This window comes from Actinoplanes sp. NPDC048967 (assembly GCF_040649415.1).
In the GTDB taxonomy this organism is placed as follows: domain Bacteria; phylum Actinomycetota; class Actinomycetes; order Mycobacteriales; family Micromonosporaceae; genus Actinoplanes.
The window spans coordinates 338,165-348,273 of record NZ_JBEZFL010000004.1; the positions used below are offsets into that span (position 1 = coordinate 338,165).

Below are 10,109 nucleotides of genomic sequence, written 5' to 3' on the forward strand. Positions count from 1 at the left end.
GCCGTGGTTCTTGAGGCTTTAGAGCGCGCAACCACCGGTGGTCGCGGGCAGCGGCGCGGGGATGCCCACCGTCGGCAGGCCCAGCGTCACCCCGGCGGTGCGCGGGGCCCGGCCGGCCTCGTGCGCGTCGCCGGCCCGGGTGCGGCGGTGGCTCAGCGGTGCGCCGTCGGCGTTCAGGTGGTGCGGGGCCGCGTACGTGATCTCGGTGGTGACGATGTCGCCGGGCCGGACGCCGGTCAGCTCGCCGGTGGCGAAGTGCACCAGCCGGCCGTCCCGGGCCCGGCCGCTCATCCGGCCGGTGCGCTCGTCCTTACGGCCCTCGCCGGTCGCGACCAGGACCTCGACCTCGCGCCCGACCTGCTTCTTGTTCTCCGCCCAGGTGATGTCCTCGAGCGTGGCGATCAGGCGCTCGTAGCGCTGCTGGACGACCTGCTTGGGCAGCTGGTCGGCCATCGTCGCGGCCGGGGTGCCCGGGCGCTTCGAATACTGGAAGGTGAAGGCGCTGGAGAAGCGGGCCTGGCGGACCACGTCCAGGGTGCGCTCGAAGTCGTCCTCGGTCTCGCCGGGGAAGCCGACGATGATGTCGGTGGTGATCGCGGCGTCCGGCATCGCGGCCCGGACCTTGTCGATGATGCCGAGGTACTTCTCCGAGCGGTAGCTGCGGCGCATCGCCTTGAGCACGTCGTCGGAGCCGGACTGCAGCGGCATGTGCAGCGAGTGGCAGACGTTCGGCGTCTCGGCCATCGCGGCGATCACGTCGTCGGTGAAGTCCTTCGGGTGCGGACTGGTGAAGCGGACCCGCTCCAGGCCCTCGACCCCGCCGCAGGCGCGCAGCAGCTTGCCGAACGCGAGCCGGTCACCGAACTCCACCCCGTACGAGTTCACGTTCTGACCCAGCAGGGTGACCTCGAGCACGCCCTCGGCCACCAGCGCCTCGACCTCGGCCAGCACGTCGCCCGGGCGGCGGTCCTTCTCCTTGCCGCGCAGCGACGGCACGATGCAGAACGTGCAGGTGTTGTTGCAGCCCACCGAGATCGACACCCAGCCGGCGTAGGTCGACTCGCGGCGCGTCGGCAGCGTCGACGGGAAGACCTCGAGCGACTCGAGGATCTCGACCTCGGCGTCCTGGTTGTGCCGGGCGCGTTCCAGCAGCACCGGCAGCGAGCCGATGTTGTGCGTGCCGAAGACCACGTCGACCCAGGGCGCGCGCTTGACTATGTCGCCGCGGTCCTTCTGGGCCAGGCAGCCGCCGACCGCGATCTGCATGTCCGGGTTCTTCAGCTTGGTCGGGCGCAGGTGGCCGAGGTTGCCGTAGAGGCGGTTGTCGGCGTTCTCCCGTACCGCGCAGGTGTTGAAGACGACCACGTCAGCCGCGTCGGCGTCCGCGGCCCGCACGTAGCCGGCGCCCTCCAGCAGACCGGAGATGCGCTCGCTGTCGTGCACGTTCATCTGGCAGCCGTAGGTGCGCACGTCATAGGTGCGGGCGGCGGCGGGAGAAGTCTCGGTAGTCATGGCAATTGACCAGGGTAGTCCCTAGGCCGCCGCGGGTCGCTCCGGCGTCGGGACCGGCTTGTACCGCGAACGGCTGCAACCCGGGCCGCGGGCGCAGGCCGGGTCGGAGCCCGTGCAGGGGCGGACGTGCCGGCGCTCCGTACCGTCGTCGGTCTCGACCTCGTCGACGTGCACGGCCCGCAGCGTGCCGTCCGGCTCGGCCAGCACGTACCTGGTGGGGTTGAGGGTGTCGTCGGGCAGCAGCAGGTCGGCGCCGAGCCGGACCGCGACGGCGCTGGCGATGGTCGCCTCGGTGAGCTCGCCCGGGGCCAGGAAGCACTCGATCGCCGTCGGGAAGTCGCCGCCGACGTGCCAGACGTCGCACAGCACCGCGTCGTCGACCGGTACGTCCAGAGTCGTCACCGGCCGTTGCAGGGCACCCGACAGAGCGTCGCGGACCAAAGCCGCATCCAGGCGTCCGGCGACACACCAGCTCCAAAGCCCGTCACTCGGATCGGCGTCAGCCATACCGCTCATCGTGGACATCCCTTCGGCCGTACACCTGCACAGTTACCGCTCCGTGACCAATCTCGGCGTGAACCGATACAACCGCGCCCATAGAGTGACCCCATCCGAGTGAACCCAACGACGGGACGGTGGTCCGACGGTGCCGACAAGCGAGCCTCTCATCGTTCTCGACGGCGTCAACAAGTACTTCGGCCCCTTGCACGTCCTGCAGGATGTCAGCCTGTCGGTCGACCGTGGCGAGGTGGTCGTCGTGATCGGACCGTCCGGGTCCGGTAAGTCGACGCTGTGCCGGGCGATCAACCGGCTCGAGCCGATCAACTCCGGCACGATCACCTTCGACGGGCAGACGCTGCCGGCCGAGGGCAAGGCGCTGGCCCGGCTGCGCAGCGAGGTCGGCATGGTCTTCCAGTCGTTCAACCTCTTCGCGCACAAGACCATCCTGCAGAACGTCATGCTGGGCCCGGTCAAGGTCCGCGGCGAGAAGCCGGCGGTGGTCCGCGAGCGCGCCATGGCCCTGCTCGACCGGGTCGGCATCGCCAGCCAGGCCGAGAAGTATCCGGCGCAGCTCTCCGGCGGTCAGCAGCAGCGGGTGGCCATCGCGCGGGCGCTGGCCATGCAGCCCAAGGCCCTGCTCTTCGACGAGCCGACCAGCGCGCTCGACCCCGAGATGGTCGGCGAGGTGCTCGACGTGATGACCTCGCTCGCCCGGGACGGCATGACGATGGTCGTGGTCACCCACGAGATGGGTTTCGCGCGACACGCCGCCAACCGGGTGGTCTTCATGGCCGACGGTCAGCTCGTCGAGTCGGCTCCCCCGGCCGAGTTCTTCGACAACCCGAAGAGCGAGCGCGCCCGGGACTTCCTCTCGAAGATCCTCACCCACTGAATGTCCACAGCGGATACCCCCTCTGCGTTGTGTGTGCAGGTTCGGCAATGTTCACCAGTTTCCAGCAATTCGCAGTACTGAGTCAGAGGAGCGGGACGATGCGCATCACCCGAATGACGGCAGCGGTCGGGGCGTTCGCCCTGGCGATGGCCGCCGCGGCATGTGGCGGCGACGACAGCGGGTCGGGTTCCGACGCCAAGGCCAGCGGCATCATCGGCAAGGCGGCCGGCGGCAAGCTCGTGTTCGGTGTCAAGGCCGACCAGCCCGGCCTGGGCCTGCAGACCGGTGGCACCTACACCGGCTTCGACGTCGAGATCGCGAAGATCATCGCGAAGGGCCTCGGCGTGCCGGAGACCGGCATCGAGTACAAGACCACCGTGTCGTCCAACCGTGAGCCGTTCATCCAGCAGGGCCAGGTCGACATGGTTGTGGCGACATACACGATCAACGACGAGCGCAAGAAGGTCGTCAACTTCGGCGGCCCGTACTACATCGCCGGTCAGGACCTGCTCGTGCCGACCGCGTCGACGATCACCGGCCCGGAGTCGCTGGCCGGCAAGAAGGTCTGCTCCGTCTCCGGCTCCACGCCGGCCAAGCGGATCCAGACCGAGTACAAGGACGCCAAGCTCCAGCAGTTCGACGCGTACTCCAAGTGCGTGACGGCGCTGGCCGGCGGTCAGGTCGACGCGGTCACCACCGACGACATCATCCTGGCGGGCTACGCCTCCCAGGACCAGTACGCCGGCAAGTTCAAGGTCGTCGGCAAGAAGTTCAGCGAGGAGCCGTACGGCGTCGGCCTCAAGAAGGACGACAAGGCGGGCTGCGAGAAGATCAACGAGATCCTCAAGGCGGCCGCGGCCGACGGCTCGTACAAGGCGGCGTGGGACACCACGCTGGGCAAGAGCGGCCAGGCGGCCCCGACTCTCGACGTCGCCAAGCTGACCAACTGCAGCTGATCGTTTGAAGACGGGCGGGGCCGGCAGCGCCGGCCCCGCCCGGTTGTTCCCTGCCGCGGCGTGAGGAAGTGAGGACGATGGACGTCTTCTCCGATCCGAGCAACTTCGACGTGTACGTCACGGGTTTCCTCTGGATCCTGAAACTGACCGCGGCCGGCACCGTGGGCGCGCTCGTGCTCGGCGTGGTGCTCGCCGCGATGCGTGTCTCGCCGGTGCCGGTCCTGCGCGGCTTCGGCACCCTGTGGGTCAACACGTTCCGGAACACGCCGCTGACGCTGATCGTGTTCTTCTGCTACTTCGGTCTGTTCTCGACCCTGGGCCTGTCCCTGGCCGACGACATCGACCTCAACAACTACTGGCTCGGCGTCATCGGGCTGTCGGTCTACACCGCCGCGTTCGTGTGCGAAGCGATCCGCTCCGGCATCAACACGGTCCCCGCCGGGCAGGCCGAGGCCGCCCGGGCGATCGGCATGTCGTTCTTCCAGACCCTGACGATGGTGATCCTGCCGCAGGCCGGCCGCGCGGTGGTCGCGCCGCTGGGCAGCATCTTCATCGCCCTGGCGAAGAACTCGACCATCGTCGGCACGATCGGCCTGGCCGAGTCCTCGAACGCGATGAAGGAACTGATCAACGCCAACGGCGACGCGGTCATCGCGATCTTCCTGGTCTTCGCCGGCACCTTCGCCCTGGTCCTGATCCCCACCGGCTACGCCTTCGGCTGGCTGGCCAACCGGCTGGCGGTGAAGCGATGAGTGCTGACGCTGTTCTCTACGACCACCCGGGGCCCCGGGCCAAGGTCCGTAACGCCGTCCTGACCGTCATCTTCGGTCTCGCCGGGCTGGCCCTGCTGTACTGGATCTACCGCAAGTTCGACGAGAAGGGCCAGTGGGCGGCCGCGCTGTGGAAGCCGTTCACCGAGTCGTCGACCTGGACGGACTACATCCTGCCGGGCCTGTGGGCGACCTTGAGCGCGGCCGCCGTGGCGATGGTGCTGTCCCTGATCTTCGGCATCGTCTTCTCGGTCGGGCGGCTCTCCGACCACTGGTGGCTCAGCCTGCCGGCCGGCGTGGTCGTGGAGTTCTTCCGCGCCGTACCGCTGCTGCTGCTGATGTTCTTCATCTTCTACGGCGTCCCGTTCATCACCGAGGCGCCGATGGACCCGTTCTGGGCCGTGGTCATCGGTCTGACGCTCTACAACGGCTCGGTGCTGGCGGAGGCGTTCCGCGCCGGCATCAAGTCGGTGCCCCGCGGGCAGAGCGAGGCCGGCTACGCGATCGGCATGCGCAAGAGCCAGGTGATGCGCGAGATCCTGGTCCCGCAGGCGGCCCGGGCCATGCTGCCGGTGATCGTCAGCCAGCTGGTGGTCCTGGTCAAGGACACGGCGCTGGGCTACATCATCGGCTACTCGGAGCTGCTGCAGGACGGCGTGAACACGCTGGCGGCCAACTTCGGCAACATCGTGGCGGCGGCGATCGTCGCGGCGATCATCTACATCGCGGTGAACGCCTCCCTGACCGCCCTCGCGGGCTGGCTGGAACGCCGGACCCGGCGCCAGGGCAAGGCCCCGAAGGTGACCAGCGGGCCGGTGCCGGCCGCGGCGGTGCAGGCCGGCGACGCGGACGGAGCCTGACTGCGGTGGCCGCGCCCGGGCGACCCCGGGCGCGGCCACCGTTCAGCCGCCCTGCTGCAGCTTGGCCAGGGTGAGGACCTCACCCCGGATGCCCCAGCCGCCGTCGGCGACCTCGTCGACGAGCACCATGGTGTTGTCCCGTACGGCGTCGCCGAACGTCTCGGCGTACAGGTCGGTGACCCGGTGCACGAGGACCTCCTTCTGCTCGTTCGAGAGCAGTCCGGCGGGCACCTTCAGATTCGCGAACGGCATGTCGTCTCCGCATCGTGGTGATGATCGGGCCGGCGTCCGCTGACCCGGCACCAGCGTGGCGCCCGGCCGGGCGGTCAGCCAGGGGACGTCACCCCCTGGATGCGCCGGCCCGCACCGGCGACACTGGCCGGGTGAACCTCTCTGAGCTGGGCGTCTTCCTGCGATCACGGCGGGCCCGGATCGCCCCCGCCGAGGCGGGCCTGCCCTCCGGACCGCGGCGGCGGGTGCCGGGCCTGCGCCGCGACGAGGTGGCCCAGCTGGCCGGCGCCTCGGTGGAGTACTACACCGAGCTGGAACGCGGCCGCGGTGCGCAGCCGTCGGCGCAGATGCTGGCGGCCCTGGCCCGGGCACTGCGCCTGGACGCCGACGAACGCGACCACCTGTTCCTGCTGGCCGGGCGGGCGGTGCCGGCGACCCACGGCACGGCCGCGCACGTGCCGCCGGCGATGCTGACCCTGCTGGACCAGCTCGGCAGCACGCCCGCCCGGATCATGACGGACCTGCACGAGACGGTGGTGCAGAACAGGCCGGCCGGGGCGCTGCTGGGCCCGCCGGTGCGCGACTACCTGCACCGCTGGTTCGCCGAGCCGGCCAGCCGGTCGATCTATCCTTCGGAGGACCACCCGCACCACTCGAAGGTGCTGGTCAGCGACCTGCGCGCGGCGGTCGCCCGGCGCGGGACCGACCCGGAGGCCCGGGACCTGGTCACCCGCCTGCACCGGACCGGCCCGGAGTTCGTCGCGCTCTGGGAGACCGGCGATGTCGCGGTACGGCGGGGCGACCGTAAACGCATCAACCACGCGGAGCTGGGTGTGCTGGACATCAACTGCCAGAACCTGTTCAGCGAGGACGGACGGCAGCGATTGCAGTTCTTCACGGCCCCGCCGGGCAGTCCGGCCGTCGACCAGTTGCAGCTGCTCGCGGTCATCGGCACGCAGACGCTGGGTTTCAGCCCGGCAATCAGCTGGCAGGGTGAGGGTGGCCGCTCATGAGCCGCCAGGCGATTGGTCACCCTCGCCCGGTCTCGGCGGGAGCGACGGTCAGCACCAGGCAACCAGGCACGACAGCGCCTTGATCTTGATCTTGCGTCTTACCTGGCCAGCTCCGTAACCCGCGACTCGCGGACGACCGTCACCCGGATCTGTCCCGGGTAGGTGAGCTCTTCCTCGATCTGTTTGGCGACGTCGCGGGCCAGCACCGCCGCGCCGATGTCGTCCACGTCCTCGGGCCGGACCATGACGCGGATCTCGCGCCCCGCCTGCATGGCGAAGACCTTGTCGACGCCGACCTTGCCGGCCGCGATCTCCTCGATCCGCTCCAGCCGCTTCACGTAGGCCTCGAGGCTCTCCCGGCGCGCGCCGGGCCGGCCACCGGAGCAGGCGTCCGCGGCCTGGGTCAGCACGGCCTCGATGGTCTGCGGCTGGACCTCGTTGTGGTGGGCCTCGATGGCGTGCACGACGTCCTCGGACTCGCCGTACTTGCGGGCCAGGTCCGCGCCGATCAGCGCGTGGCTGCCCTCCACCTCGTGGGTCAGCGCCTTGCCGATGTCGTGCAGGAACGCCGACCGCTTGATCGTCGGGACGTCGAGGCCCAGCTCAGCGGCCATGATGCCGGCGATGTGCGCGGTCTCGACCAGGTGCTTGAGCACGTTCTGGCCGTAGCTGGTGCGGTAGCGCAGCCGGCCCAGCAGCGTCGCGAGCTCGGGGTGCAGGTCGGTGATGCCGACGTCGACCAGGGCTTCCTCGGCGGCACGCTCGCAGAGCCGGTCGACCTCGTTCCTGGCGCTGTCGAAGACCTCCTCGATGCGGTGCGGATGGATCCGCCCGTCGAGCACCAGCTTCTCCAGCGTGAGCCGGCCCACCTCGCGACGCACCGGGTCGAAGCAGGAGAGCAGCACCGCCTCCGGGGTGTCGTCGATGATCAGGTTGACGCCCGTCGTCGACTCGAAGGCCCGGATGTTGCGGCCCTCGCGGCCGATGATCCGGCCCTTCATCTCGTCGCTGGGCAGGTGCAGGACGCTGACCACGCTCTCCGCGGTCTGCTCGCTGGCGATCCGCTGGATGGCGTCGACCACGATGTGCCGGGCCCGGGTGTCGGCGGTGTGCTTGGCCTCACTCTCGATGTCCCGGATCAGGATCGCGGCCTCGCGCTTGGCCTGGCTCTCGAGCGTGTCGATCAACTCGGTGCGGGCGGCGTCGGCGGTCAGGCCCGCGACCCGCTCGAGCTCCTTGCGGCGGCTCTCCTCCGCGATGGTCAGCTCGGCCTCGCGGGCGGACAGCGCGGCCTCGCGGGCGGACAGGTCGACGTCCATCGCGGCCAGCCGGCGCTCCCGCTCGACCAGGCGTTCCACCTCGTCGGCGTGCAGCCGCTCGCGCTCGTCGATCCGGGCCGCGCGTCGCTCGACCTCGGCGGCGTGCTCCTTGGCGGTCGCGTTGAGCAGGGCGACCTCGCGTTCGCCGCTGCGCCGGGCCGCCGTGCGGACCTGCTCCGCGTCGGACTCGGCCTGGCGGTGCGCGTGCTCGAGGATCGTGTCGGCTTCCTCGTGGGCGGCCTCGAGGACCCGGCGGGCCTCGGCCCGCGCGGAGGTGGCTTCGGCTTTGGCGGCGGCGGCTTCCGCCCGTACGGACGCAGCCTTGGCGTTCGCGTCGTCGACCTTGGCTTTGGCGGCGTCGAGGGTCTGCTCGCGGCTCTCCCGGTCGGCGGTCTTGCTCTCCTGCAGCTGACGCAGCGCCCGGGCGCCCAGGACCAGGCCGACCACCACGAAGGCAGCGAGAACGACGATCGCCACTACGAGTACCCACTCCAGGGCGGTCATCTCGCCGAGTCTCCCTTCGCCGCGCCGCATCACTGCGTCGGCTGCCTGAGGGAATGCCCGACCAAGGCGACTGACCGCAGGCGTGGCCAGCCGACGGCGCCACGCGTGGGCGTCGAAGACCGACCGCGGGTATGACTGGCCCCCGCCCGCGCGGTCTGCGGGCGGCGGAGGCATCGACGGCGCCCTGCGCCTCAAGTGATGCCGTAATGTAATGCGATCTATGTTGTGCGCTTAGCCTGCGATGGTCGAGCAAACCTGTGTAACGCGAGGCTAGGTCGCAAGTGCCGCTTCGGTCAAGGACTCATGATTCGGCAGCGGATGGGACGTACGGCACAGACCCGCTCACGCCCTGCTCAAGTACGTTGGGGGGCAATTCAGGCGTAGCGGGCCCAGACGTCGCGCATCGGCTCCCACTTCTCGCCGGTCCCTTCCTTCCAGTAGGCAAGCAGGTACGCGGCCACCGGGGTGGCGGAGTCGTCCCACCAGATGCCGGCGACGGTGTTGCCCGAGGCCTGGTACGCGTACTCCACGTAGTTGCCATTGCTCCGGCCGGACGGCGTGGCCCGCTCAACCGCGGCACCGGCGGCTCCGGGCGTGAGGGTCCGCGCGTCGACGTTCTGCCCGAGGGTCTTCACGCGAGCCTTGTCCCGGTCGGCGATGGTGGCGTACTCCACGAAGATCACACTCATGGCGTCCATCTCGCAGCGGACCCGCGCCTTCTCCCCCTTGTTGAGCACGGGGCCGTCCTTCTCCCCGTTGCGCTGGCAGCCGGACAGGTGCGGAAGCCAGCCCTGAGCCACGGGGGCGAGCGGGCCGGCGAACTTCGGCTGGTTGATCGTCACCTGGTTCTGCTCGTACGGGGGCAGGGCTGCCGCGGGTCCCGTGGGCGCCGGCGCGGATCGGGTGGGAGCCGGGGTGGCGGGGTCAGCGGTGGACCGGCCGAGGAACCAGCCGCCGGTGCCGAAGATCACCAGGCCGGTCAGGAGGCCGGCCACGGCTGGGAGGAGGAGGCGGCTCTTGGGTTGCTTCGGGGTCGGTTCGATGCGGGGGCCGGGGTGGTAGGAGGGGGAGACCGAGAAGCCGTACGGGTCCGGGGTGGGGCCGGAGGTCGGGTCGGTGGCGGACCAGCTCGGGGGGCTGGAGGTTGGGCCTGTCCCTCCTTCGAAGGTTGGGCCTGTTCCTGCGGTGGTTCGGCCGGCTTCGCCGGAGGTGGGCGTTGGGCCGTAGGACGGGGCTGGTCCTGCGCCCGATGTCGGGGTGGCGCCGTAGGGGTGGTTCGGGGCTGCGCCTGAGGTGGGGGCGGCGCCATAGGCGGGGTCGGTAGCTGAGATCGGGCCTGCTCCTGAGATCGGCGCTGCGCCGTAGGCCGGGCCGGCGCCCGAGGTCGGAGTCGCTCCCGCGATCGACGCCGCACCATAGGCCGGGCCGGCACCCGAGGTCGGAGTCGCTCCCACGATCGACGCCGCACCATAGGCCGGGCCGGCACCCGAGGTCGGAGTCGCTCCCACGATCGACGCCGCACCATAGGCCGGGCCGGCACCCGAGGTCGGA

The 10,109-nt window shown here is 70.3% G+C and carries 10 protein-coding genes; 5 read left to right on the forward strand and 5 right to left on the reverse strand.

Going from position 1 to position 10,109, the window contains the following annotated elements; all coding sequences use genetic code 11:
• Positions 1-18: 18 nt before the first annotated feature.
• Together miaB and AB0C12_RS19300 are read right to left on the reverse strand one after the other, a co-directional pair.
• Positions 19-1,512, reverse strand: a complete 1,494-nt coding sequence (gene miaB / locus AB0C12_RS19295; RefSeq protein ID WP_360549687.1) for a tRNA (N6-isopentenyl adenosine(37)-C2)-methylthiotransferase MiaB — start codon at positions 1,510-1,512, stop codon at positions 19-21.
• Between the two features lie 21 nt (positions 1,513-1,533).
• Entirely contained in the window at positions 1,534-2,019 is a 486-nt protein-coding gene (locus AB0C12_RS19300; protein WP_360549689.1) for a hypothetical protein, read from the reverse strand.
• Between the two features lie 139 nt (positions 2,020-2,158).
• On the opposite strand from AB0C12_RS19300, the gene AB0C12_RS19305 reads away from it, so the two are divergent.
• From AB0C12_RS19305 to AB0C12_RS19320, 4 genes are all read left to right on the forward strand, one after another.
• On the forward strand, positions 2,159-2,905 hold the full coding sequence (locus AB0C12_RS19305; RefSeq protein ID WP_360549691.1) for an amino acid ABC transporter ATP-binding protein: 747 nt from the start codon (positions 2,159-2,161) through the stop codon (positions 2,903-2,905).
• 98 nt (positions 2,906-3,003) lie between these two features.
• Positions 3,004-3,861, forward strand: a complete 858-nt coding sequence (locus AB0C12_RS19310) for a glutamate ABC transporter substrate-binding protein (protein ID WP_360549693.1) — start codon at positions 3,004-3,006, stop codon at positions 3,859-3,861.
• A gap of 77 nt (positions 3,862-3,938) precedes the next feature.
• The gene (locus AB0C12_RS19315; protein ID WP_360549695.1) at positions 3,939-4,613 is read left to right on the forward strand and encodes an amino acid ABC transporter permease; all 675 of its coding nucleotides are present in this window, start codon (positions 3,939-3,941) and stop codon (positions 4,611-4,613) included.
• Entirely contained in the window at positions 4,610-5,491 is an 882-nt protein-coding gene (locus tag AB0C12_RS19320) for an amino acid ABC transporter permease (protein ID WP_360549697.1), read from the forward strand. Before AB0C12_RS19315 ends, AB0C12_RS19320 begins: the two co-directional genes overlap by 4 nt.
• A 42-nt stretch (positions 5,492-5,533) precedes the next feature.
• On the opposite strand, the gene AB0C12_RS19325 is transcribed toward AB0C12_RS19320, so the two are convergent.
• Positions 5,534-5,743 carry a 4-oxalocrotonate tautomerase family protein gene (locus AB0C12_RS19325; RefSeq protein ID WP_360549699.1) on the reverse strand — a complete coding sequence of 70 codons (210 nt, stop codon included), beginning with the start codon at positions 5,741-5,743 and terminating at the stop codon, positions 5,534-5,536.
• A gap of 131 nt (positions 5,744-5,874) precedes the next feature.
• Here AB0C12_RS19325 and AB0C12_RS19330 point away from each other — a divergent pair, with 131 nt between their 5' ends.
• Complete coding sequence (locus tag AB0C12_RS19330) at positions 5,875-6,735, forward strand: helix-turn-helix domain-containing protein (protein WP_360549701.1); 861 nt, start codon at positions 5,875-5,877, stop codon at positions 6,733-6,735.
• 98 nt (positions 6,736-6,833) lie between these two features.
• Here AB0C12_RS19330 and rny read toward each other — a convergent pair whose 3' ends face one another.
• Together rny and AB0C12_RS19340 are read right to left on the reverse strand one after the other, a co-directional pair.
• A complete protein-coding gene (gene rny / locus AB0C12_RS19335; RefSeq protein WP_360549703.1) occupies positions 6,834-8,558 on the reverse strand; it encodes a ribonuclease Y in 1,725 nt (574 codons plus the stop codon).
• A gap of 374 nt (positions 8,559-8,932) precedes the next feature.
• Positions 8,933-9,553 carry a hypothetical protein gene (locus tag AB0C12_RS19340; RefSeq protein ID WP_360549705.1) on the reverse strand — a complete coding sequence of 207 codons (621 nt, stop codon included), beginning with the start codon at positions 9,551-9,553 and terminating at the stop codon, positions 8,933-8,935.
• Between the last annotated feature and the right edge of the window lie 556 nt (positions 9,554-10,109).

Bases quoted from the DNA above. Each gene is read 5' to 3' on its own strand.
- miaB (WP_360549687.1), bottom strand. From the start codon at position 1,512: ATGACTACCGAGACTTCTCCCGCCGCCGCCCGCACCTATGACGTGCGC.
- AB0C12_RS19300 (WP_360549689.1), bottom strand. From the start codon at position 2,019: ATGGCTGACGCCGATCCGAGTGACGGGCTTTGGAGCTGGTGTGTCGCC.
- AB0C12_RS19310 (WP_360549693.1), top strand. From the start codon at position 3,004: ATGCGCATCACCCGAATGACGGCAGCGGTCGGGGCGTTCGCCCTGGCG.
- AB0C12_RS19315 (WP_360549695.1), top strand. From the start codon at position 3,939: ATGGACGTCTTCTCCGATCCGAGCAACTTCGACGTGTACGTCACGGGT.
- AB0C12_RS19320 (WP_360549697.1), top strand. From the start codon at position 4,610: ATGAGTGCTGACGCTGTTCTCTACGACCACCCGGGGCCCCGGGCCAAG.
- AB0C12_RS19325 (WP_360549699.1), bottom strand. From the start codon at position 5,743: ATGCCGTTCGCGAATCTGAAGGTGCCCGCCGGACTGCTCTCGAACGAG.
- rny (WP_360549703.1), bottom strand. From the start codon at position 8,558: ATGACCGCCCTGGAGTGGGTACTCGTAGTGGCGATCGTCGTTCTCGCT.